Annotated in this window: 24 protein-coding genes; 17 read left to right on the forward strand and 7 right to left on the reverse strand. The window is 40.9% G+C overall.

The annotated features are described in order from the left end of the window. Positions 1-394: 394 nt before the first annotated feature. The gene (locus tag AAC000_RS02350) at positions 395-1,339 is read right to left on the reverse strand and encodes a response regulator (protein ID WP_339719740.1); all 945 of its coding nucleotides are present in this window, start codon (positions 1,337-1,339) and stop codon (positions 395-397) included. A gap of 378 nt (positions 1,340-1,717) precedes the next feature. Between AAC000_RS02350 and AAC000_RS02355 the strand changes: the two genes are divergently transcribed. Further along, entirely contained in the window at positions 1,718-2,398 is a 681-nt protein-coding gene (locus AAC000_RS02355; protein WP_339719742.1) for an HAD family phosphatase, read from the forward strand. Between the two features lies 1 nt (position 2,399). Here the strand turns inward: AAC000_RS02355 and AAC000_RS02360 are convergent, their stop codons facing one another. Beyond that, positions 2,400-5,384, reverse strand: coding sequence for a DUF3857 domain-containing protein (locus tag AAC000_RS02360; RefSeq protein ID WP_339719744.1), 2,985 nt, complete (start codon positions 5,382-5,384; stop codon positions 2,400-2,402). A gap of 501 nt (positions 5,385-5,885) precedes the next feature. On the opposite strand from AAC000_RS02360, the gene AAC000_RS02365 reads away from it, so the two are divergent. The 6 genes from AAC000_RS02365 (at position 5,886) to AAC000_RS02390 (ending at position 10,137) form a co-directional block, all read left to right on the forward strand. Next, entirely contained in the window at positions 5,886-6,239 is a 354-nt protein-coding gene (locus AAC000_RS02365; RefSeq protein ID WP_339719746.1) for a DUF2282 domain-containing protein, read from the forward strand. 12 nt (positions 6,240-6,251) lie between these two features. Continuing rightward, the gene (locus AAC000_RS02370; RefSeq protein WP_339719748.1) at positions 6,252-7,097 is read left to right on the forward strand and encodes a DUF692 domain-containing protein; all 846 of its coding nucleotides are present in this window, start codon (positions 6,252-6,254) and stop codon (positions 7,095-7,097) included. After that, positions 7,094-7,849, forward strand: a complete 756-nt coding sequence (locus AAC000_RS02375) for a DNA-binding domain-containing protein (protein ID WP_339719750.1) — start codon at positions 7,094-7,096, stop codon at positions 7,847-7,849. Before AAC000_RS02370 ends, AAC000_RS02375 begins: the two co-directional genes overlap by 4 nt. Then, positions 7,846-8,376, forward strand: a complete 531-nt coding sequence (locus tag AAC000_RS02380) for a DoxX family protein (RefSeq protein WP_339719752.1) — start codon at positions 7,846-7,848, stop codon at positions 8,374-8,376. The genes AAC000_RS02375 and AAC000_RS02380 overlap by 4 nt, the downstream gene beginning before the upstream one ends. 251 nt (positions 8,377-8,627) lie before the next feature. Then, positions 8,628-9,503 carry a multidrug transporter gene (locus AAC000_RS02385; protein WP_339719754.1) on the forward strand — a complete coding sequence of 292 codons (876 nt, stop codon included), beginning with the start codon at positions 8,628-8,630 and terminating at the stop codon, positions 9,501-9,503. Between the two features lie 13 nt (positions 9,504-9,516). Beyond that, positions 9,517-10,137 carry a YigZ family protein gene (locus tag AAC000_RS02390; protein WP_339719756.1) on the forward strand — a complete coding sequence of 207 codons (621 nt, stop codon included), beginning with the start codon at positions 9,517-9,519 and terminating at the stop codon, positions 10,135-10,137. Positions 10,138-10,215: 78 nt separating this feature from the next. Here the strand turns inward: AAC000_RS02390 and AAC000_RS02395 are convergent, their stop codons facing one another. From AAC000_RS02395 to rpmE, 5 genes are all read right to left on the reverse strand, one after another. Next, entirely contained in the window at positions 10,216-11,340 is a 1,125-nt protein-coding gene (locus AAC000_RS02395; RefSeq protein ID WP_339719758.1) for a DUF6136 family protein, read from the reverse strand. Then, positions 11,337-11,942 carry an ABC transporter ATP-binding protein gene (locus tag AAC000_RS02400; protein WP_339719760.1) on the reverse strand — a complete coding sequence of 202 codons (606 nt, stop codon included), beginning with the start codon at positions 11,940-11,942 and terminating at the stop codon, positions 11,337-11,339. The genes AAC000_RS02395 and AAC000_RS02400 overlap by 4 nt, the downstream gene beginning before the upstream one ends. A gap of 263 nt (positions 11,943-12,205) precedes the next feature. Beyond that, on the reverse strand, positions 12,206-12,523 hold the full coding sequence (locus AAC000_RS02405) for a DUF3718 domain-containing protein (RefSeq protein WP_339719762.1): 318 nt from the start codon (positions 12,521-12,523) through the stop codon (positions 12,206-12,208). Between the two features lie 243 nt (positions 12,524-12,766). Next, entirely contained in the window at positions 12,767-14,014 is a 1,248-nt protein-coding gene (locus AAC000_RS02410) for a malic enzyme-like NAD(P)-binding protein (RefSeq protein WP_339719764.1), read from the reverse strand. A gap of 523 nt (positions 14,015-14,537) precedes the next feature. Then, positions 14,538-14,750 (reverse strand): 50S ribosomal protein L31, encoded by a 213-nt coding sequence (gene rpmE, locus AAC000_RS02415; protein ID WP_339719766.1) that lies wholly within the window; start codon positions 14,748-14,750, stop codon positions 14,538-14,540. Between the two features lie 202 nt (positions 14,751-14,952). On the opposite strand from rpmE, the gene priA reads away from it, so the two are divergent. From priA to AAC000_RS02465, 10 genes are all read left to right on the forward strand, one after another. Further along, on the forward strand, positions 14,953-17,136 hold the full coding sequence (gene priA, locus AAC000_RS02420) for a primosomal protein N' (RefSeq protein WP_339719768.1): 2,184 nt from the start codon (positions 14,953-14,955) through the stop codon (positions 17,134-17,136). Between the two features lie 112 nt (positions 17,137-17,248). After that, entirely contained in the window at positions 17,249-17,791 is a 543-nt protein-coding gene (locus AAC000_RS02425) for an SPOR domain-containing protein (RefSeq protein ID WP_339719770.1), read from the forward strand. 256 nt (positions 17,792-18,047) lie between these two features. Then, a complete protein-coding gene (gene hslV / locus AAC000_RS02430; protein ID WP_339719771.1) occupies positions 18,048-18,572 on the forward strand; it encodes an ATP-dependent protease subunit HslV in 525 nt (174 codons plus the stop codon). Positions 18,573-18,652: 80 nt separating this feature from the next. Then, entirely contained in the window at positions 18,653-19,984 is a 1,332-nt protein-coding gene (hslU, locus tag AAC000_RS02435) for an HslU--HslV peptidase ATPase subunit (protein WP_339719772.1), read from the forward strand. 303 nt (positions 19,985-20,287) lie between these two features. Continuing rightward, positions 20,288-20,797, forward strand: a complete 510-nt coding sequence (locus AAC000_RS02440; protein WP_339719773.1) for a Rap1a/Tai family immunity protein — start codon at positions 20,288-20,290, stop codon at positions 20,795-20,797. After that, complete coding sequence (locus tag AAC000_RS02445; RefSeq protein WP_339719774.1) at positions 20,794-21,315, forward strand: Na+/H+ antiporter subunit E; 522 nt, start codon at positions 20,794-20,796, stop codon at positions 21,313-21,315. Before AAC000_RS02440 ends, AAC000_RS02445 begins: the two co-directional genes overlap by 4 nt. Positions 21,316-21,317: 2 nt before the next feature. Further along, a complete protein-coding gene (locus AAC000_RS02450) occupies positions 21,318-21,599 on the forward strand; it encodes a monovalent cation/H+ antiporter complex subunit F (RefSeq protein ID WP_339719775.1) in 282 nt (93 codons plus the stop codon). Then, positions 21,592-21,933 carry a monovalent cation/H(+) antiporter subunit G gene (mnhG, locus tag AAC000_RS02455; protein ID WP_339719777.1) on the forward strand — a complete coding sequence of 114 codons (342 nt, stop codon included), beginning with the start codon at positions 21,592-21,594 and terminating at the stop codon, positions 21,931-21,933. The genes AAC000_RS02450 and mnhG overlap by 8 nt, the downstream gene beginning before the upstream one ends. Further along, positions 21,930-22,910 (forward strand): DUF4040 domain-containing protein, encoded by a 981-nt coding sequence (locus tag AAC000_RS02460; protein ID WP_339719779.1) that lies wholly within the window; start codon positions 21,930-21,932, stop codon positions 22,908-22,910. The genes mnhG and AAC000_RS02460 overlap by 4 nt, the downstream gene beginning before the upstream one ends. Then, a complete protein-coding gene (locus AAC000_RS02465) occupies positions 22,907-23,266 on the forward strand; it encodes a cation:proton antiporter subunit C (RefSeq protein ID WP_339719781.1) in 360 nt (119 codons plus the stop codon). Before AAC000_RS02460 ends, AAC000_RS02465 begins: the two co-directional genes overlap by 4 nt. Positions 23,267-23,270: the final 4 nt, after the last annotated feature.

Here is a 23,270-nt window from a genome sequence, read left to right on the forward strand (position 1 = left end):
GCTCGTCAAAATTAAAGTTTGATTTTTGTTTTTTATAAGCTTTCATTTTTAATGGAATTTACAAATGAATTACAAATTAAAGAAATATTCAGACTTAAATGTTGCATGGTAAAAATATTCCTTTGTGGATCTGATTGAACAATAACTCTGCATGCAGTTCTAATTATTCGAGGGTGATTTTCGATATTAAAGCAGCATTTATCGCAAAAAATACAGTGATAAAAGCAGATGCGTCATCGCAGTTTGCGGTCATAGATATGTGGTGCAAGAGAAGGGTTAGTACAGAGGGTGATTCTCAAAATTTTGGTAGATTAACAATGATGTTAATCTACCAAAATGTAATCACCCTCGTCTTGTTTTTAGAGGTAGCAGTGAAGTTACAAAAATGAAATAGTTAGGCTATTTTTAAATACTGAACAATTATTTCCTCGCCATTGTTAGCCTGAATAGGTTTAAAAATAAACCCAGATATGCCAAGGTCTTGGCATTTGTTCACTAAAGTCTGATCTGTGACTGACGAGAGCATAACAACAGGAATATCCGAACCCGTTTTACGTATTTCACTTAGGGCTTCATCACCGTTCATGTCTTCCATCACCACATCCATAAACATAAAGTCTGCGGCACCAGATTTGACAACTTCAAGTCCACTGCGGCCGTCATCTGCTTCCAGTAAATTGTTGTAGCCCAGTTTATTTAAAATACGTTTTAGGGCTTTGCGGATCAATGCGCTGTCATCAACTACTAATATAGTTGCGTCGAAAGGCAATGCTTTAGTGTGAGTGTTTTTAATACCTGTACTTTCATCACGTTTGGCTTCGCTCACTTGATAATCGACTGAGCGAACCAACAAATTGAAATAGTAACGCCCCACCCCTTCAACCGTTATTGGTACAGTGACAATTTCTTTAACACCGACTAAATATTTGTCCATGTCGCTCATATCATTTACAAAATAAGGACTGGAAAAGCCATAATCTAGATTATATCTGCTATGTAAATCGGTAGAACGCCCCACTATAGTGTTGCCCCATTCGGCAAGCGCATTGCTTAGGTCTTGGGTAATTTCAGTGCTTTCATATTTTTCATCGAACATGCTTTGGCATACAGCATTGCCAATAGCGATCGCTGTTTCAGGATAATGATGCATCATGATCACGCCATCTAAGCTTCCGGTTACATTTGAACAAATGGCGTAACCTTTAAAACGAAAGTCTTCTACCTTGTCCATAAAAGGTTCACCGGCTGTGCCGACTAAATTGGTCATGGCTTTAAGGCTAGCGATAGATTCATTAATGAAAGGGTATAAAACAACTTTGTATATGTTCTCAACAGACATAGAGAGAGGATCCTTTTTTATTATTAGAGGGGCAAACTACTAAAGCTAAGTGGACTTTGCAAACAGTTTTATTGGCTTAATGCAGATATACTTTTTCCTTGAAAAAATGCCTAATCAGCAATTTTTAGCGCTTCACTAACTCAAGACATAAAGGCCGCAGACCAGAAATTTACCCGTTAAAGTCATTGCGTGAATGCTAGTGACTGCCAAAGATAAACACCTAATATCACTGCACTTATTGAATTCAATAAGTGCTTTAAAGTGTTAACATCTAAGAATAGTTGTATTCATTGTTTTTAATCAGAGGAGCGTTTTTAAATTTCGATTTACAGGTGCAATAAATTTGTGGTGTATTCGTTATTTTGACGTATTTATTGAATGCCTTTTACACATTTCGACGCCATATTATTTGATAAAGACGGCACTATTTTTGATAGTGAACAAGTCTGTTGTGATGCTTGGCTAGCCACTGCCAAAACCTTTGATGTGCATTTTACTGAGGAAATGTTCAAAAAGTTTATTGGTATCCCCACAGATGAATGTAACCGAATGGCTCATCGAGATTTTGGCTTAGATTTTCCCATGGAAGCGTTTATTCTTGAAACTCGCCGCTTTATTAGCACCCAAAAACGCCAAGGGTTGCCGGTTAAACAGGGGTTTGACAACTTCTTTAGATACCTACTTGAGAACCAAATGCCTGTGGGTGTAGTAACATCTTCAGGCTATGATTCTGCCATCGAAAGTTTCCAACAAACAAGCTACTTACAAGACCTAAATGTACTAGTGACCATTGACGACGTCACTCATCCTAAACCCGCACCCGATTGTTATTTGTTGGCCTGTCAAAAACTATCAATATCACCAGAACGCGTACTCGTATTTGAAGACTCAAAGGCCGGTATTGAGGCATCTTTGGCTGCTGGTTGCCATACTGTTGCCATACCAGACCTACTCGAATTAGAGCCGGCATTATTAGCCCGTTGCCTTGACACTTTAACTAGTTTTGACCAAGCCTATAAAATACTCGAGCAACCCGCTTTAATACAAACTAATGTATAAGCTAGGATGATTTTTTATTCTTCCAAAGCCCATTTAAAGTATTAAAAAATAACTTATCACCGCCCTCTACGGCTGATACAAATAGTGTAAATTCAGTACTGTCCTGGCGCTTAATGGTAATGAAAGTGTTGCTATCTTGGTCCTCGCTAAATTCCACTTCGATATTTTTTACTTGATCGAAACTAGCGACTTCCAATTGAAAACCTTCTTGGTCATCTAACCAATAAGAAAATACTCGTTCATTGGTAAAGCCGTTGCCATCGTCACGAATGCTTAAAACAGCGTCACTGTAAAAGTATTGAATTGTTTCACTCGCGGGTAAAACTTGTTTGCGATATAGAAATTTTAAGTCGCTATCTAACATTTGAGATTCTGTTCTCACAGCGTCTCCAGGTAAAAACGGGGTTTCAAGGGCCAACACATAAGTGACTAAAGGCACACACAATAATAGCGCCACCACTTGTCTGAGTTTCCATTGTGAATTGTACTTGTAGGCCCCGTCAGTTTTGTTATTGAGAGAGTTGATGTAAACCACAAAAGGCAAGGCTAACAAAGGTGTTAGCCATCCTAAAATGGTGATAAATATATGCTCTGAGAAACTTGTTGCAAAATAAGCCACCACATACACAATGGCAAAAATAATGGCCAAAAATGGCATTAACACTTGGTTTTTATCAAATCGCTCTATGCTGTCTTTTCTTAAAGCAGAAAATAACGGATAAAACCAAATAGGTGAAAAGATCCCTCTGGCAATGGGCATAATGTCTAGATTCATTTTAGACTTAATTGCATGCCAATTTCGATATGCCCAGTACACCTCGTACAACCCCATAGTGCCCACACTGAGTATGATAAATTTTAGCCCTGATATGGGATAAAAATGGCTGTCTGAAAATTCAGGGCGATTCCGCGATTCTAGTCTCCAACTCACTAGAATAAATAATAAGCCGAGTACATAAACAGCGATAATTATTTGTAATGCTGAAATCTCTTCATCCTCTACTACTGGGGACTGACTTTCACTTACTTCACTTTTTATGTATTTAAGAAGCCCAAAATAGGCTTCGTCTCTAAGCTTTTCTCTCGCAGCTAAGTATTCTTCTATTTGGTCTGCAGCAACGTGATCTACTTTGGCTTGATAATCAAACTCTAGCGTCAGGGTATTCGCTTCAAAAGAGACCCTTTTATAGAATGAAAAAAATGGGTTATCTTCCACGAAGTTTTCATCATCAAAGTGCCACCCATCTGATTCAAAAGTAATTTCAAAATGATTGTTGATATTATTAGGAAATGTTAACGATAAAGGCGCCGTTCTTTTTACTTGGTCAGGTTTGAATACCGCATTGCGCACTTCGTTGGGATAAAAATCCGCCTCATAGTGTTCCTCACCTCTGGTCCAATATTCTGTTATTTCGTATTCTTCATTTATCGAAACTGTTCCTTGTTTATCATCAACATTTACTGTCATCTCGTCAATAGCGGCAAGTGATGGGAAGGTCTTTTGGTAATAAATTTCATAACTATCTGCGACCTTCTTTTTCCCCTCTCTTTCAAGGCGATCTAAAATATCCAGAACATTTTCACCTGAATGCTGAGTCACAACCGACAAGGTCACGTTTTGTTGGTGTTTTTTAGGAATGAAAAATTTTTCGGTGATGTGAGAATAGGAACTATCAGTTGATGAAGACATCGATGTTAAGCTATTTTCTGCGGATCTTAAGACTAATGCATAACCGTAATCAGGCTGATATAAATGTTCTAAATTACCCGTTTGATGACTTAAAGTAGGGTCTAACCAAATTTGTTGGCCTTGGTATTGTAGACTTACAATAACATGATTAAACAGGTTGGCTGCGGGCGGTCTATGTTGCAGTAATTTTGTGGATTCGGTATCCACTAACGCAGGAAATGCCTCAACCCCAAGGGCCGCTAAAATAGCAATGAGTAGACTGGCTTTATCCTTACAGTCGCCATACTTTAGTTTTAAGGTTTCTTCTGGAGCAGTAGGCACATGTGAATTTTCTCCCATTTCCAAACCTACATAACGAATCTGCTCTTGAGCATATTTTAATGCTGCAACAATTTGTGCCGGTTGCTCTGAGTATTGATTTTGGATCGCTTCAGCAACTTGTTTTACGCTGTCATGGATGTTGAATTCGTATAAAGGTTTTGCCCAAGCAACAACATCGCTCCAGTTTTCACTTTCACTAAAATAGATTGAGCTGTAGGCGTCATACCAAGAAGGCATTTGCGATGGAGTATCCACCCTCTTAGGTTTTAGTTGGGTGATTTGATATTCAGTAAATTCGCCTATTTTAGTTTTACTAACTGTGGGGCTGCCATTAATGGGGGTGACATAAAGTGGATTTGATTTGCCCCACAAGATCCTCAAATGTTGGATATTAAGTGGCACGTCCCAATTAGTATTTCGGCTATAAGAAAAGCTATTCTGGTAAACTGGGTTCGCCCCATAACGCGTATAGCTATAATCCAAGGTATCGCCAACCTGAAGATCTGACATCAACACATTTAGAGTCAACGAGCCGTTATAAATCTGCCGTTTAAGTTCTGACTCAGTATTCAATAAAGATTTTTTGGCGCTTTGTAACCGATCTAGACGTTGCCCATCCCTAAGAATATAAAGTGAATTCAACACTAGCTTTTGATAGGACGGGTCAAATGTAAAATTCAGCTGCGATGAGCTATCTAGGCCACTTTGGTTCACTATGGTTTCTACGTATCTACTATAGGATGTTCTTTCCCCAGTTTTTGTGACCTGAATTTGATTGTCTACCATGTGGTAATGCAATCCATTACTGACTTCATCAATAGGCACATCATCAATTGCGCCCACTTCATATTGAACAACCCAATCGGGGGCAGGCTCTAGGTGAATATCCTTAACTTCATTTGCGTCACTGCGGCTGGAATAAGAGGTTGATAAACATAAAAAAATAATTACAAGAAGTGTAAAGCGATGAGACAAATCTAAATCCTTTTAATTTAATGGCCTGCATAATATTCAACCTTTTAAAGACTTGAACATTAACAATGTAAAACCCGAATGGGGTAATTGTATCATTAGTTAAATGAGCTTGTACTGCCCTTAATAATGCAGAGGAACATCTGCAAACCTTTGCTGATTGTCAGTACTTTAATACAAATATCGTTATCCGCGATAGGCTGCTTGATACCCTCGCATTCCAAATTCGGCCACAGCTGAGTCAAAATAGATAAAGATGACTATACTGCTGACAGTTGAATTTGTACTTCCGTCAGCAGAGTCGCTTACCTTATTAAAACATTCAACACTATTTTGGGCTGCAGCAAATAATCAAATAAATAGCGTTAATGGAATGAACTAAGTTATTTGAAATAAAAATTTGAAGTGGCTGTTCTTATACCTCACTGGTAGAGCTAAGGGCAACCTTAGAGCTGGCATGTAAATTTATTCATATTTTTCATCAAACATAGTGGAGTTCCAAACATGATAAATAAACAAAGTATTAAATTAGCCCTAGCAGTTGGTTGCACATTAGCCGTAACACAAAGTGCATTAGCAAAACCTAACGCGCAATTGACTGTTGCTGAAGGCGCATCTGCAGAAATCACCACTGCCATTTCCCAGTGGAAAGAAGGTAAAAGACTGAAAGGACGTAAAGATAAATGTTACGGCATTGCTTTAGCAGGCGAAAACGATTGTAAAGCGGGACCAGGTACCAGCTGCGAAGGAACTTCTACTAAAGACTTTCAAGGCGATGCTTGGACATATGCACCTAAAGGATCATGTGAATTTATTGTGACACCTAATGGTAATGCATCAAAAGAGCCTATTGTTTAATATTGCTCAGAAATGAAACCTAACTTTAGTCTGCCCGCAAATGCAGGCATTAGCTTAAAACCAGAATACTTCAATGATGTACCACAAGTGATTGTTGAAGGACTCTGGTTTGAAGTACATGCCGAAAACTATCTAATTGACGGTGGCCCTCGTTTGGCGGCATTGGAGGAAATTGCTGCAAGATACCCACTCAGTATACACGGTGTCGGCGCTTCTCTGGCAGGCCCAGAACCCGTTAATAAACGTCATTTACAACGCTTAGAAAAATTGTGCAATAACCTTAATGTGGCCTCTTTTTCAGAGCATTTAGCGTGGTCGACCACAGATAGTCATTATTTTAATAATTTACTGCCCATACCGCTAACTCAACAAACCTTTGATACCGTTGTAAACAATGTGATGCAAATTCAAGATGCGCTTCAACGCACAATTTCGATAGAGAACCCTGCCAATTATATTCACCTCAATTCGGATATTAATGAGGCCGAATTTTTGATGGCGTTATCACAGAAAACTCAGTGCTCTGTGCTGCTCGATGTTAATAATTTATTTGTCAGTGCTAAAAACGTTGGCATGCAGCCACATAAGTATATAGATACACTAGATCTTGATGTTGTGAGTGAAATCCATATTGCTGGTCATTCAACAGATCCATTACAAGCAGATTTATTGATTGATTCTCACGATTCCCCTGTCGCTCCCGAAGTATGGGATCTGTTGCAGTATGTTTTACAACAAGCAGGCCCAAAACCCGTTCTGATAGAACGAGATTCAGATTTGCCCGCCTTCAGTGAATTAATGCTTGAGCGAAACATCGCTGCAGATTTAATTCAACATTGCTCAATGATAACTAAATGACTGATTTCTATACGCAGTTTGAGCATTACCTAAAAAATGGTGATCAGCAACAACTACAAAGTTTTATGCCAAATAAAGGCGAAGCCAATCGATTACTCATATATAGAAACACCTATTTTTCTGCATGCATTGATATATTAAAACGTAAGTATCCGAGTTGTGTAAATCTACTAGGGAATGACTATTTTAGAATGCTTGCTCGCCAATACACTGAGCAACATATACCAAAATCCACTGTACTTGCTGAATATGGCGAACACATGCCAGATTTTATCAGAGCTCAACTCAAGCAACATGCCCCAGACCTTGAATATGCAGCAGACTTAGCCACCTTGGATAAAGCTTGGCATGGTGCATACTTCGCCGCTGATGAATCCCCTGCATCAGCAGCAGAAATTGAGTCGTGGTTAGAAGATATCGAGTCTAAAAGATTTGCCTTGGGGGCAAGTGTGCAACTTGTTGAAAATAAGTGGAGTGTGGCGGCTATTTGGCCTGAACTAAAAAATGGCTTGCTAGAGAAACAAAGCATCGTTGAGCAAACGACTGAACACACTATTTTGTGGCGTGACACCACACAAATATTTCATCGCACCCTACCAGTTCCTGAATGGACATTCATTTCTCAAATACATCTAGGTAACACCCTTCTTGAAGCTGCTGAAGTTGCGTTAGCAACAGGTGAAATTGACATAAGCAATGTATTTTCACAACTACTATCAAATAATTTACTTAAGGAAATAACCACGCCATGAATACCATTACCGACCTCTATCAGTCTCTTTGTAAACAGTTCACCCTGTTTTTTAGTGATATATCATTATTGTTTGTCCGCCTACTTGCCGCAAAGGTTTTCCTTGCCTCAGGGTTAAGCAAATGGAATGGTTTTTTTGACTTTAACGAAGAAAAATATGATTTGTTCCTTTACGAATTCTTTTGCCCAGAACCCATCCGAGAAGGCGCTTTACTACTGTGTGATGCAAACACAATGGATTATACCGAAGGCTCGTTTACGGTTTCTTTGATAGAAACACTTGCGGTTCTAGCTGGAGTTGTCGAAGTATTGCTGCCCGTGATGTTGATTTTAGGTTTCTTTTCTAGAATTGGGGCGCTGGGTTTAGTGGGAATGACTTTATTTATTCAACTAGCCGTATTTCCTGAATGGGATCATTGGTGGAACCCAGCTGTTTGGTGGTTTGTTGCCCTTATGGTGATTGTGTCTAATGGCCCGGGAAAACTCTCTTTAGACCATTTATTAGGTTTAGATCGAAAAACGAACTAAGTTTTTTTGTAAAAACATACAACAGTAGTGGTTGGCAATACGCTTGCCGACCACTACTGTATTTAAATATTACAGCCCCCTAATTGAAATCATAATTCATATCTAAATCAAATCGTTAGCCATCCACATTTTTACTTAAATTTATAAAAAGCAACTTTGATAGACACCGAAAATACTAGATATGTGATCAGGTGATAATGATCATGCGCTTTTTAGGGTAAGCTTCCGTTTTAAATTGATTTGGTATTGATGTGAGCTGGGTTTTCTTTACGCTAGGTGCAGTAGTGTTACAAACGTTTCGTAACGCTTTGCAAAGTAAACTAAGTGCACATATGAGCACTTCTGGTGTGACCTTAGCGCGCTTTTTATTCGCCCCACCTATAGCACTGATTTATTTAGTGTTACTTTACACTTTTTCAAATCAGGTGATCCCTGAGTTCTCATCAAAATTTGTATTCTTTGTTGTACTGGCCTCTGTGATGCAGATTTTTGCCACTGCGTTAATGGTAATTTTATTTAAACAAAGGAACTTTGCTATTGGTGCGGGGCTAGCTAAAAGTGAAGCACTAGTTGCTGGCGTGCTGGGTACTTTATTTTTTGGTAGCCAACTGAGTTTGTTTGGTTGGCTAGGCATTTTAATTGGTGCCGCAGCGATACTTATTTTGTCCGGTGGCGGCAGAAAAGGGCAACTTAGCATTAAAACAGTGGCTATAGGCTTGGCCTGTGGCACTTGTTTTGCTCTCACATCATTATTTGTCAGAGATGCCAGTCATTTATTGGATGTGCCTTTCCCACACAGAGCGGCTTGGGTTTTGTTATGGGTAATATGTATTCAAACCTGCTTACTTGTAGGTTACATTTCGATAAATAGTCGAGGCACTTTTGTGGCACTGAAAGCAAACGTAAAAATGACCTTGGTCACCAGCATCATTAGTTGTTTTGGGACTATTTGTTGGTTTAGTGCGGTGTCATTACATCATGTGGCATATGTCAAAACATTAGGACAAATAGAGGTGTTGTTGACCATTTTAATCGCCACGTTTTGGCTAAAGAACAAAGTCAAACAACACGAAATTATTGGCTTACTACTCATCGCGGCAGCGGCTATTTTAGTGATGTGGGCTTAATGGTAAAATACAAATGACTACAACAAGCTATCAAGTGCCTGCACAGGCGCATCATGTAGAGTTAGAAATTAAACGCAGTAAATTTTTGACCTTTGCCTCGCCCGCAGTCAATCGCCAGGAGGCTGAAGAATTTATTCGCTCTTTGCGAGATCAACATCCTCAGGCTAGTCATGTATGTTGGGCATACATTGCCGGCGCTCCCAATACAACTATTCGCTCCATGAGTGACGATGGTGAACCCAGCGGTACCGCTGGTATGCCTATGTTAAAAGTACTTGAGTACAGTGGTTATGGAGACATAGTGGTGGCAGTCGTGCGCTACTTTGGCGGCACCAAGCTTGGCACCGGCGGATTACAACGGGCCTATTCTGATGCGGTGTCTTTGGTGTTAACAGATTTACCATTGAAACTTAAGGTGTCACGCACCCGCTTACAATTAACTTACGACTATTCCTATGATGGCAGTATTTCGCGATTGTTAGCACGTTATGATGTTGAAGGAATACAACCGAATTATGCTCAGCAAGTATCGCTAACTATAGCAATAGCCAACAGCGAACTGAGCACATTTAAAACTGAAGTCACCAATATAACAGCGGGTAATGTTGAGGTTTTATTACCAAAGTCGGAATAATTTATTGCCATTATTGTTACAAATCACCATCTACTTCCCCAAAGCTCGCCACTATTTTTTAGCTTTCTCTGTGTTCTCTTAGCTCAGTAGCAAAAACACCATTATCGCGGCAATAATTGGAAACATAAAAAACCACTTTGGGCGATAGAAAATACCCACTAGACTGGTGACGTAAAACACTAACCACAATCCCCAATGCATCCAAGAAAACACCTCAAAATAGCTAAGCAACAATAAGCCAGGCAAGGCTTTTACTGCAACATACAGCAAACAATGGCTTTGTAAGACATACCTAGAAATGGGTAAACTGACAAAATAAGAATGATACAGCCGTAGCAAGGCTTGTGAATCAAACAAACTACTCGCCATCAGCAAAGCAGCACAAAAACACAGGAATCCCGCTACATAACTCTGGGCTTCATGTTTTACGCCTTGGTACATAATACTCAACAAAATTGTCATTAATAACAGGCTAACAAAACGTAATCCTTCAGAACGAGGATTATGTAAATCTGCTTGCAGTTGTAACCTGAAAAATCCTTTCGGCCAGGCCCCCAAACTAACAGAAGGTTTAGGTAGGTGGCGCTCAATTATTATCGCCACACACCACAACACTAACCACTGAGCTTTTTCGAACTCATCTGCCATCCCAATAGCCACTAAAGGTAAAAGCAACAAGCTTAACCAAGGTAACTTGGGCACGCGCACTGCGCTTACACTGTAATAACTCACTAGCGCAACTAACCCAAGAATAGGCACAAACTGTTCAACACTATGGGAAATAGGAAACCTAAGAAGGCGATTTGATCCCTCATATACCATCAATAGCAATAAGCAAAGTGGTCCAAGAAGCAGGATATTAGCGCTGTAGATAATTAATCCCGTTTCACACCATTGTCTTTTAACATTGGTCACCACTAAACTATCAAGATAATGACTATGCTGAGTGGCTAATATCCCTTGGCGTTGCATTAACATCCAAGTGTATAAAAACAATAAGTAGCCCCATAAGGTATTTAAATACAAAGTGTTTTCACTACCCGCATCTGCCAGTATGCCCCAAGTAACAAAAGGTAGAAAAATCAGCGCGGGTATCGCAAGGGGGAATAAAGCAACTAGGCCCATACTTAATTGCCTAATACTGTCTACCCATTGCTTCAGTGATTCGTTATAGAGCCTGAGCCGAAACTGCCAGTAGTTCATAGTGATTCAGACTCACTTCGTTGCAATTGAATGTGCCTTACCTGCTGATGTTCAGCAGCAATCGCTTCATGACTGGCAATAATCACCAGGCCCGGATAGTCACTGAGCAACAAGTTAAGGGCTAACCGCGCGTTTTCATCTAAACCGTTAGTGGGCTCATCAAGCAATAACAATTTCGGTTGATGCATTACCGCGATGAGTAAACTTAACTTTTTGTAATTACCCAAAGACAAATTAGCAACTTTAATGTGCCAATACTGTTTTAAAGCAAATTGTTCGATCCAATGTTCCTTTGGTTCACAATTAAATTGACGTCCATGAAAATCCAATAATTCTGCCACAGTTAAAAACCCAGGTAAGGCCACCTTAGAAGCACTAATACCAATATTACTTTTACTTGCCGTAGTTAAAACTGGCTCTAAATTGAAACTCACCTTACCTGCATCTGGCGTTATCAGACCCGCTGCGAGCATTAATAAAGTGGTTTTTCCACTGCCGTTTGGGCCGCTAATCAGGACTCTAGGCTCGTTAATCTCAAGGGAAAAATCATTAAACACGCAACGGTTTTGATAAAAATGGCTGACTTTTTCAAACTCTAACAATCGAAGGTTACCTTGTTATCTAATATTGCAACAAAGGACAATATTAAATCATTTTAGTTTTGTTGGGTGCAACTCAAGCAACGTGTTTGCTGAAGTACCTTGCTTTAGAAGGAAGTGTCTTTGATATGAAAATAACAAAAAGGAAAAAGTGCTGTAATTTGCTAGGCGGGGTGAAACCAAGGTTATTATCAATAAACTCTGAGCCTAGCTTGGTACTCCTACCATGCTAGGCTCACATGTTTTACTGTATGCATCTTGCTAGCCTATAACTTAGCGACCATTTCTTGATGCGTCTCTGTACTTTTCTTAGCCATATATTTAGCTGTTTTTTCAGCTTCATTAGCCAAGGCAAAGCTCACTGAGTCATAACCATTACATACCAAACCCTTGGCAATTTGTTTTATGCCTAGGCCACTATCGCGTATTGCAACATTCACCTTAATGACACTATCGCTTTTGATTGCTTCACAAACCTTCACTAATTTACCTTCAACTGTTGGGTCAATTTTATTGCTCGCTTGAACACTACCAGTTAAAAGAATGCCTGCGGTGATGATGCTGCTAATTATGATTTTTTTCATGATAAGTCTCTCTATGTTTGTTGGTGATGATTAATTTCAAGTACACACATAGAGTAGGGATAAAGGTTGGTAGTGAAGGGGCAAAACAGTTTAATTACGGTGAAACGGGATGAAGCGTTCAAACTGATAAATACAGAGATAAGCCAGCGCTTATCATCTGCATTTCGTCGAATTTTGTGAAATTTTGTTACATTCCCTATTTTATAATAAGTAAAATGAAATCACCGTTATAACAAAGGTCAATTAATCCTGCATATAACCTAGAGGTAACTCACTAATAGCCGCCACACCTGAATCTACTGCAGCTTGGGCCACCGCTCTCGCCACACGTTTTAACAAGCGCGGATCCATAGGTTTAGGAATAATATAGTCCTTTCCAAAGCTAAGACTATCGATATTGCTGGCTGACAATACCTCTTGAGATACGTCTTCTTTAGCAATGCTACGAATCGCATCAACTGCCGCTATTTTCATTTCGTCATTAATTTGCGAGGCGCGCACATCTAGGGCACCACGGAAAATAAACGGGAAACACAACACATTATTGACTTGGTTAGGATAGTCAGAGCGTCCGGTGGCCATAATAAGATCATCCCGTATTTTATGGGCTAACTCAGGCTTAATTTCAGGATCGGGGTTGGAGCAAGCAAAAATCACCGGATTAGGAGCCATTAGCTTTAATGCTTCTGGTGGCAATAGGTTAGGGCCAGACACACCCACAAATACGTCAGCGCAATCTAAGGCATCTTCTAAGGTGCGTTTATCGGTATTATTAGCAAATAATTTTTTGTGGAAAGTAAGATCTTCTCGGCGAGTATGGATCACGCCTTTTCTATCAAGCATATAGATACGCTCGCGTTTAGCACCACACTTAACCAACAACTCCATACAAGCGGTCGCTGCAGCACCCGCACCCAGACATACAATAGTGGCATCGTTAATACTTTTGCCTTGGATCTCTAAAGCATTCAACATACCGGCAGCGGTCACAATTGCTGTTCCATGTTGGTCATCATGAAAAACAGGTATGGCGCAGCGCTTTATCAATTCTTGCTCAATTTCAAAACATTCGGGTGCTTTAATGTCTTCTAAATTAATGCCACCGAAAGTATCTGCAATACTGGCCACAGTATTAATAAACTCTTCAGTTGTAGTATGTTTGACTTCAATATCAATAGAATCAATGTTAGCAAAACGTTTAAATAACAGCGCCTTACCTTCCATTACAGGTTTAGAAGCAAGAGGCCCTAAATTACCTAGGCCTAATATGGCAGTACCGTTTGAAATAACCGCCACTAAATTACCTTTACCTGTGTATTGATAAGCAGCATCAGGATCCGCCGCTATTTCGCGAACCGGCTCAGCCACACCAGGACTGTAAGCCAGCGCTAAATCGGTAACAGTTTCGGCTGGCTTGGTAATCTCAATGCTGATTTTTCCGGGTACAGGTTTGGCATGGTAGTCGAGCGCTTTTTGACGAAAATCAGACATTTTGGTGTTAATCCTTAGTGTAGGGTTAGTAGGATTAAAGGTTCAGTGCTATATCCCAAAAGAGAAAATATCTCTGATGTCTATGTCTGTCTTATTTATCCATCTAGTGTTATTTTAAAGGGCCTCAGGCACCTTTATGCCTGAATGTAACATAGCCAGTAATACGAACACATCAGAATTAAGTAGTTGTTTATTTATTTGATATAACTGAAACTGATACCACCTCTGAAAACTTACAAGCCCACTTACAGTTTAATAGAAACATTTAACTCTTTTTATTTGCAATTGATTGTTTTGAAATCATACCCGTCACTTTACCGCAACCCAACTCAATGGAATTCAGCACCAGTGTTGGCTAATGACTACTTTACTATGAGATATCAAGATTTGTTTAAAGAAGGTAACTAAATGATCACATCAAATAAAGGAGTGATGTGTTGACAAGTTTTGAATATTTTTATTTGGTACAAAAAAAGGCGCTAAATAAGCGCCTTCTCTATGTCTTGTTAGACAAAAAACTATATTAGCTTTTCTTAAGACCAGCAAAACGTTTGTTGAATTTATCAACACGACCACCAGTATCTACGTTACGTTGCTTACCAGTATAAAACGGGTGGCAAGACGAACATACGTCTAGGTTAAGGTCTTTTTTCAAAGTAGAACGTACTTTGATTACATTTCCGCAAGAACAGTTTGCAGTCATTTCTTGATAATCAGGATGGATATCTTGTTTCATGGGTTACCTCTTCGTCAGGCCGCATCGCTATTCAACCCGAAGTTGAACACCATACGAAAATTAAATTAAAAAAGCTTTGTGGCTTGCCGCAAAGTGGCGCGCATATTAATGTAACGGGGTTAGGCAATCAAGGCTTTTGTTGCTTTTATCACCGCAAATACTGGTTTTTGACCTTCTACTGACTGGATACACATACAAATTAATGACAATACTTCGTGTCGCACTGCCTATTCCCAAGCGTCAGCTATTCGATTACCTCTATGAAGGTGGTAAAGCATTAGCTATAGGCGTGCGGGTACGTGTCTCTTTTGGGCCACGCAAATTAATCGGCGTTGTTTGGGGAACATCTGAAACATCGGAATGGGACATCAGCAAACTAAAATCTGTTGACGCAGTGTTAGATGATGCGCCGATTTTTGACCCAGTTTTAATTAAATTATGTACTTGGTTAGCCCAGTATTATAAACATCCTATAGGTGATGTAGTGCAAACCGCTATGCCAGTAGCACTGCGCAAAGGTGAGTCGAGTCAAGCTAAGCCCATCGAATATTGGACCTTAAGTGATACTGGGCAGTCTGTAGAGTTAAGCCGTTTTTCTCGCGCCCCTAAACAAGGCTCATTGATAGAAGCCCTGCAGAAGCAAGATTTAGTGAAATCAAAAGCCAAGACTGATTTTGGTGCAGCTGCGATTAAGGCTCTATCCGACAAAGCCTTGATTGCGCCCATAGAAAAAGCGGCTTCGTTAATGTCGACCTGGCAACAGGATTTACTGGTTCGAGACAAACCTAGTGCCAATGTTGAACAAGCCATCGCCATAAGCTGCATTGAAGCCAAGCTTGATCATTACGGCTGTTTTTTATTAGACGGCATTACCGGCAGCGGTAAAACAGAGGTATATCTACAAGCTATTGAACAGGTACTTAAACAAGGTAAACAAGTCTTAATTTTAGTGCCAGAGATTGGGCTAACACCGCAAACTGTGCATAGATTTAAATATCGCTTTGGCATTGATGTAGGGGTGTTGCACTCTGGTCTAAATAACACTGAGCGGCTGCAAGTTTGGCAACAAAGTGCCAATGCTCAATTGGGCATTATTATAGGCACCCGTTCCGCTATTTTTACACCTATGCTAAAACCCGGCTTACTGATAGTAGATGAAGAACATGACTCGTCTTATAAACAGCAAGACGGTTTGCGTTATCACGCTCGCGATTTAGCCGTGATGCGCGCCCTCGAAGAAAACATTCCATTGGTGCTGGGATCCGCCACACCAGCCCTTGAAACCTTAAACAATGCACTAACTGGAAAATATCAACACCTTAGGTTACAGCAACGTGCTGGTAATGCGACCATCGCGACTCAACATGTGTTTGATATTCGCCAGCAACCACTGCAATTTGGTGTGGCTCAAGGCATGTTAGAGCGCATGAGTCAGCATTTGCAACAAGGCAGCCAGGTAATGCTGTTTATCAATCGCAGAGGTTATGCACCTGCCCTTATGTGTCATCAATGTGGTTTTGTTGAACACTGTAAACGATGTGACAAACCTTACACTGTTCACAAACAACTTTACAAACTGCAGTGTCATCATTGTGGTAGCGCTAAGTCCATCCCAAAGAGTTGCCAGCAATGTCAGTCCAATGAACTCACTTCTATGGGAGTCGGTACAGAACAATTAGAGCATGGGCTAGCCAGTTATTTTCCACAGTACAGCAGTATTCGCATCGATAGCGACAGTGCCAGAGGTAAAAACAAGCTAGATAACATGCTTAATAGTATCAACAACAACGAACATCAAATCTTAATAGGCACCCAAATTTTATCTAAAGGTCACCATTTCCCCAATGTTACCTTAGTACTGATTCTGGATGTGGACGGCGCATTGTTTAGTGCTGACTATCGCGCCGCAGAACATCTGGCACAACTTATCACGCAACTCGCAGGTCGTGCAGGACGCGCCGAAAAACCCGGTGAGATGTGGCTACAGACCCACGATCCAGGTCATCCACTACTTCAGGATTTAATTAATAATGGTTATGCCCATTTTGCACAATACGCTTTACTGGAACGGCAACAGGCAAATTTACCGCCTTTTACATACCAAGCTTTGTTTAAAGCACAAGCATTAAATGCCCGAGACGCGTTTGATTTTTTACAACAGATTGCGCAACTATTTAGTCATATAGACAGTGTAGATTGTGTGGGTCCTATTCCTGCTTTAATGGAAAAACGTCAAGGCCAATATAGGATGCAATTATTATTACAAAGTCCACAACGTAGCAACTTACAAAAAGCCATTGCCCTACAAATCCAACAGATTGAAACCTTACACTTAGCCAATAAAATTCGTTGGTCATTGGATGTTGACCCTCAGGATTTTAGTTAAACTGACTCTAGGTTAAAATGTATCACGGCAATAATAATGAAGATTCTGATTGTGGATCCTGTGATCCTAGGTAACATCATGACCCTAATTTCTAAGCAGTACTTTTTATAGAATGGCACACAAAGATTATGTGGCTCGTGGCCGCGGTCAAAAACAAGCTCCACCGCCTCCCAAACCATCACTACCTTGGTTGCGGATTATTATCACTCTTACTCTAGTAGCTGGATTTGGCTATTTTTTATGGAGTATCAAGGGTACCGCCCCTGAAAACACCACAACCTCCAACACCAAGGTAGTGAAAAAAACTCCAAGCAAAGAAGACACCTTGCCAGACATTCCAGAAGAAGAATGGGAGTTCATTAAGAGTTTGCCAGAATACACTGTCAAAATTGAACAAAAAGAGCAAGACCAACCCACAGTGCGCCGCTTAATACAGTGCGGTTCATTTAGAACCGATGCTCAGGCTCAAGAGCTTAAGGCAAAGATTGCTTTTCAAGGTTTAGAAGCACAAGTCAGACCAAGTCAAGGCTCGTCAGGAAAGTGGTATCGGGTAATTCTAGGACCTTATGACAGCAAACGATTAGCCGAGAAAGACCGCCACACCTTACAACGTGCAAAAATTAATGGTTGTAAGATTTGGAATTGGAACCTTTAATCAAATTGGGCAACATAAACGTCAAGTCGCGAAACTTCTCGCGACTTGAATAAAAGGGAATTTTGCCACCACATCATTGACTATGTAGCTTTTAAAGCCCTAAGCCTGAAATGCCGCTTGAAAAAAATAGATTACTCCCCCACATCTAATCCACTCGGCGGTGTTTTCTAAAATATTGAAAACCCTAGCCCTCTCTTAGCCCTGACAACCGTTGTGTAATCCCATCTGGTTGTCCTTGGACACTGAAGGAATTTTCGTGACTACAATTGTATCTGTACGCCGCAATAATCAAGTAGTAATTGCCGGTGATGGTCAAGTTTCACTTGGTAATACTGTAATGAAAGGCAACGCCAAAAAAGTCCGTCGCCTTTATAACAACAAAGTGCTGGCTGGATTTGCGGGCGGCACAGCTGATGCATTTACTTTGTTTGAACGTTTTGAATCAAAACTTGAAATGCATCAAGGCAACTTAACTCGCGCTGCCGTTGAGCTCGCCAAAGACTGGCGAACTGATCGTATGTTGCGCAAACTCGAAGCCTTGTTGGCGGTCGCAGACGAAACCGCCTCATTTATCATTACTGGCAATGGCGATGTTGTGCAACCTGAAAATGATTTAATCGCCATAGGCTCGGGTGGCAATTTTGCCCAATCAGCGGCTATGGCTTTATTGGAAAACACCGAATTATCAGCCAAAGAAATCGCTGAAAAAAGTTTGACTATAGCGGGCAATATCTGTGTATTTACCAATCATAGCCAAACCATTGAAACCATTGATTATTAACTATTTCGGCTACATTATTTTTTTGACTGGCCTAGTGCATATTTTCGCCGGTCGATTACCCAGATTATAAGGTTTTATTTATGTCAGACATGACCCCAAGAGAAATCGTCCATGAATTGGACTGCCACATTATCGGTCAGCAAGATGCCAAACGTGCGGTATCTATTGCGCTACGAAATCGCTGGCGCAGAATGCAGCTTGAGTCAGAGCTGCGTCAAGAAGTCACACCTAAAAATATATTAATGATTGGCCCAACTGGTGTGGGTAAAACTGAGATTGCTCGTCGCTTGGCAAAATTGGCCAATGCGCCATTTATAAAAGTCGAAGCCACCAAATTTACCGAAGTGGGTTATGTAGGTAAAGAAGTGGAAACGATCATTCGTGACTTAGCTGATATAGCAGTCAAAATGACCAAAGAACAAGCCACCAGCAAAGTGAAGTTCCGCGCTGAAGAAGCGGCAGAAGAACGTATTTTAGATGCCTTGTTACCACCACCAGAAAATGCCTTTGGTGATAAAGAAGAGCATCAAGATAAAGGTACCAGACAAATTTTCCGCAAAAAACTTCGCGAAGGTCAATTGGACGACAAAGAAATTGAGTTAGATGTAGCGGCGCCTCAAGTTGGCGTAGAAATTATGGCGCCTCCAGGCATGGAAGAGATGACCAATCAATTACAAGGTATGTTTCAAAACTTATCTGGTAAAGAGAAGAAAAAGAAAAAACTGAAAGTAAAAGAAGCCTTTAAGTTATTGGTTGAAGAAGAAGCCAGTAAATTAGTCAATCAAGAAGACTTGAAACAAACTGCTATTGAGTCACTTGAGCAGAATGGCATAGTGTTTATCGATGAAATTGACAAAATTTGTAAACGTGAAGGCAATACCAGTGGTGGCGATGTATCCCGTGAAGGTGTGCAACGAGACTTATTACCTCTAGTTGAAGGTTCAACTGTATCAACTAAACACGGTACCGTAAAAACTGACCATATTTTGTTTATTGCCTCTGGCGCGTTTCAAATGTGTAAACCTTCAGATCTCATCCCAGAACTGCAAGGCCGTTTGCCTATTCGTGTTGAACTTTCAGCCCTAACTGCCCACGATTTTGTGCGTATTCTGACAGAACCCAACGCATCACTTACCGAACAGTATGTGGCTTTATTGAAAACCGAAGGTGTGGATGTATCTTTTACTGATGAAGGCATAGAACGTATCGCTCAGGCTGCATGGCAAGTTAACGAACGTACTGAAAACATCGGTGCTAGACGTTTACATACAGTGATGGAAAAACTGATGGAAGACATATCTTACGATGCCTCTGAAAAAAGTGGCGAGTCTTTAATAGTGGATGCCAAATACGTTAATGATCATTTAGACATGTTAGTAGAAGACGAAGATTTGAGTCGCTTTATTCTGTAATGAGAGTTTTGATAACGAAATATACAATGCCGCTCAACTAGAGCGGCATTTTTGTAACAATTAAGTGTTTTCATGGAGAAATCGCTAAAGCTAATGAAGGTCACAGATGCTAATTTCAATGCTAAATTATGGTAGAAATTTTAAGCTAATCCTAAAGTTAGCAGTGTTACTGAAGGGTATAGACCTGTCGAAAATTTCTATACTCCAAGATTACCGATAGCTTAACGATAACTGTTAGCAATAGCTTGCACACGCTGCGAAATAGTTCATAATATTCATAACGTTAGCAATGGTTGTTTATATATGTATCAAAAATACAAACGTTCAAACCTATTTAATACGTCAAAGATTACTTGCACATTGGCATCTGCACTTTTAACTCTGCAATTAGTGTCAGTGTCTAAGGTCAATGCAATGGAAGTGCTTAGTGCTAAAGAGTTGGCGTCTCACTGTGAATTGCTTAGTACCAATCCACAAGGTGTTGATGGCCAATATTGTATTCGCTATATTCAAGGCTTTATAGACGGCGCCATAGCGACCGACGCCCGAGTGATGTTAAATGCCGAAAATGCCATATCTGGTAAAGAAACCTTTGCAGAACGTGCTATGCGCACTCGTATGCCCGGCCGCGCAGACCTCTCGCGTGCCGCAAAGCTAGCAGGCTTTTGTCTGGGTGACCCACTGCCACTTAGCGAAATTGTCAATTCGGTAGTTGCCGATCTAGAGGAGCTGCAATTAAACAAAACAAAAGACGAACCAGCTATGGAAGTCGTCTATAAATCACTTCTGAAAAATTACCCCTGTAAACTATGAGTTTGATTCGAGCCCGATATATGCTTCAACGCGGTGAAGCACGTCTTTCCTCTGTTTTATTGTTACTGTCAGTGCTTGCAGTTTCTTGGCTACTTTGGTCTGGATTATATAAACCTTTAGTCATGGGCTTGGGTGCTTTTTCCTGCTTGCTGAGTGCGTACTTGGCCTATCGAATGGGATTTTTCCGGCATCATAAGGCGTTGGTAAGACTGTTGCCACGCTTGCCCGGTTATTGGATGTGGTTATTAAAAGAAATTGTTGTCTCGAGTATTGATGTGACCAAGATGATCTTGAGTCCTTCTCTTCCTATCAGCCCCACAGTAGTCAAACTCAAGGCCCAAACCAAAACTGATGTAGGCCAAGTCATCTTTGGCAATTCCATTACATTGTCCCCGGGCACAGTGACATTAGATATGCACAAAGGAGAAGTATTAGTTCATTGCCTAACCTCTGACGGAGCAGCAGAATTACAAAAAGGCGAGGCAAATCGTCGAGCCGCAGCCTTGGAGCACAAGTAGCAATGTATATAGTTGTCTCTATTGCCATCTTAGTCACTATGGTTTTGGCATTAACAAGAGCCCTAATAGGACCAAGTGTGTATGATCGAGTATTGGCTGTGAATGTATTTGGCACCAAAACCGTATTGTTACTGTCTGTTATTGCATTTCTTTATGGTCGACCCGACTTTCTCGATCTTGCTCTGGCCTATGCCTTAGTGAATATGGTGGGTATCCTTGCGGTATTGGAGTTTTTCCAAAATCGTTCTCAAAGAAATTCCGAAACTGAGGCTAAAGATGATTGATTTGGTTTTGGATGTCCTGAGTTGGATCCTACTCGTTCTTGGAGGGTTCTGTGTGTTGGTCGGAGGCATTGGTGGATTGCGACTGCCAAACTTTTACACCAGAATTCACGCCGCCAGTCTTACTGATACTATGGGCACTATCTTAATTTTTGTGGGCATTATCCTACAAGCAGGCTTGTCCTTAGCCGCATTAAAGCTGTTCGCAATCATGTTGTTTCTACTGCTGACTGGCCCGACTGCTACTTATGCTTTGGCCAATGCCGCATTCCAAGCAGGTCTTAAACCTGACGCAGGAACCGCCAGTGACGAACCCGAGGAGAATGACCCAGAATGATATTTATCTTTGCGGTTTTCCTATTAACTTTGCTGGTCATTACCGCAATAGCGATAGTACGCACTAAAAACCTGTTCGTAGCAGTCATGTTAACGTCTATATTTAGCTTGCTGATGGCTGCAAACTTTTTCATCCTAGACGCGGCAGATGTGGCCTTAACAGAGGCAGCTGTTGGTGCCGGGGTGACAACTGTCATTTTTCTCTGCGCATTGGCGCTAACCGGCGACAGAGAAAAATCCAGAGAAGGCGGACGTTGGGTAGCGAGAGGAACGGTCGGTGTGTTAGCTCTGCTGATCATTTATGCTACCTTCGATAAACCCAGACTGGGTGACCCAATGGCACCAGTGCATCAACATGTAGCACCTTGGTACCTAGAAAAAACCCCTGAATATATTGATATTCCCAATGTTGTCACCGCTATCCTGAGTAGTTTCAGAGGATACGACACCTTAGGAGAAGTCTTTGTAGTCTTTGCTGCCTGTATTGGTGTGTTATTCATTTTAAGTGTTCCCCCTCCGCGAAAAAAACCAGCAATGGTCGAAAAAAATAGTGGCCTACGCCATCATTTGATACCTCAAGTGGTCGGCCGATTACTTATTCCTTTTATAGTGCTGTTTGGCCTGTACACACAATTCCATGGTGAGTACGGCCCTGGCGGAGGTTTCCAAGCTGGCGCTATTATTGCCACAGGCGTGATTCTTTATGCGCTGCTCGAAGGCGAAAGCAAAGCATTACGTGCAGTTCCTCGCTCTGTATTGTTAGGCATGGTAGTAGGCGGTGCGTTACTGTATGGCGGAGTCGGATTAGCCTGCATGTTGATGGGCGGTACTTTTCTTGAATATTCGGTTCTGTCAAGCGACCCAGTTTGGGGGCAGCACCTTGGAATATTACTTATTGAAGCCGGAGTTGGCATGGCCGTTTGTGGTGCATTGCTATCTATTTTTCATGCGTTTGCCGCACGTGAGAGTTTGTCATGAAGCTATTAGAACTACTGGGTTATTTCAATTATTGGGTATTCGCTATCATCTTGACGGTGGGCCTTTATGCGGTAATTAGTAAAACAAATTTAATCAAAAAACTTATCGGGTTATCCATCTTTCAATCGGCTGTTTTCCTTATGTATATTACTATGGATAAAGTAGAAGGAGGCACCGCGCCAATTATCCAAGCTGGGGTAAAAGATCAAATATTTTCCAATCCACTGCCTCAGGTATTAATACTTACCGCCATAGTAGTGGGAGTATCCACACTCGCATTGGGCCTTGCCATGGTAGTTCGTATTAGTGAATGTTATGGCACTATCGAAGAAAACGAAATTTTGGATGCCGACTGATTAA

The organism is uncultured Paraglaciecola sp. (assembly GCF_963977085.1).
GTDB lineage: Bacteria > Pseudomonadota > Gammaproteobacteria > Enterobacterales > Alteromonadaceae > Paraglaciecola.

Excerpts from the sequence above, each read along its gene's own strand:
- hslU (WP_339719772.1), top strand. The coding sequence starts at position 18,653 with ATGTCAGACATGACCCCAAGAGAAATCGTCCATGAATTGGACTGCCAC.
- AAC000_RS02425 (WP_339719770.1), top strand. The coding sequence starts at position 17,249 with ATGGCACACAAAGATTATGTGGCTCGTGGCCGCGGTCAAAAACAAGCT.
- AAC000_RS02465 (WP_339719781.1), top strand. The coding sequence starts at position 22,907 with ATGAAGCTATTAGAACTACTGGGTTATTTCAATTATTGGGTATTCGCT.
- AAC000_RS02365 (WP_339719746.1), top strand. The coding sequence starts at position 5,886 with ATGATAAATAAACAAAGTATTAAATTAGCCCTAGCAGTTGGTTGCACA.
- mnhG (WP_339719777.1), top strand. The coding sequence starts at position 21,592 with ATGATTGATTTGGTTTTGGATGTCCTGAGTTGGATCCTACTCGTTCTT.
- AAC000_RS02445 (WP_339719774.1), top strand. The coding sequence starts at position 20,794 with ATGAGTTTGATTCGAGCCCGATATATGCTTCAACGCGGTGAAGCACGT.
- AAC000_RS02405 (WP_339719762.1), bottom strand. The coding sequence starts at position 12,523 with ATGAAAAAAATCATAATTAGCAGCATCATCACCGCAGGCATTCTTTTA.
- AAC000_RS02440 (WP_339719773.1), top strand. The coding sequence starts at position 20,288 with ATGTATCAAAAATACAAACGTTCAAACCTATTTAATACGTCAAAGATT.
- priA (WP_339719768.1), top strand. The coding sequence starts at position 14,953 with ATGACAATACTTCGTGTCGCACTGCCTATTCCCAAGCGTCAGCTATTC.
- AAC000_RS02450 (WP_339719775.1), top strand. The coding sequence starts at position 21,318 with ATGTATATAGTTGTCTCTATTGCCATCTTAGTCACTATGGTTTTGGCA.
- AAC000_RS02410 (WP_339719764.1), bottom strand. The coding sequence starts at position 14,014 with ATGTCTGATTTTCGTCAAAAAGCGCTCGACTACCATGCCAAACCTGTA.
- AAC000_RS02460 (WP_339719779.1), top strand. The coding sequence starts at position 21,930 with ATGATATTTATCTTTGCGGTTTTCCTATTAACTTTGCTGGTCATTACC.
- AAC000_RS02395 (WP_339719758.1), bottom strand. The coding sequence starts at position 11,340 with ATGAACTACTGGCAGTTTCGGCTCAGGCTCTATAACGAATCACTGAAG.
- rpmE (WP_339719766.1), bottom strand. The coding sequence starts at position 14,750 with ATGAAACAAGATATCCATCCTGATTATCAAGAAATGACTGCAAACTGT.
- AAC000_RS02355 (WP_339719742.1), top strand. The coding sequence starts at position 1,718 with ATGCCTTTTACACATTTCGACGCCATATTATTTGATAAAGACGGCACT.
- AAC000_RS02380 (WP_339719752.1), top strand. The coding sequence starts at position 7,846 with ATGAATACCATTACCGACCTCTATCAGTCTCTTTGTAAACAGTTCACC.
- AAC000_RS02390 (WP_339719756.1), top strand. The coding sequence starts at position 9,517 with ATGACTACAACAAGCTATCAAGTGCCTGCACAGGCGCATCATGTAGAG.
- AAC000_RS02375 (WP_339719750.1), top strand. The coding sequence starts at position 7,094 with ATGACTGATTTCTATACGCAGTTTGAGCATTACCTAAAAAATGGTGAT.
- AAC000_RS02350 (WP_339719740.1), bottom strand. The coding sequence starts at position 1,339 with ATGTCTGTTGAGAACATATACAAAGTTGTTTTATACCCTTTCATTAAT.
- AAC000_RS02370 (WP_339719748.1), top strand. The coding sequence starts at position 6,252 with ATGAAACCTAACTTTAGTCTGCCCGCAAATGCAGGCATTAGCTTAAAA.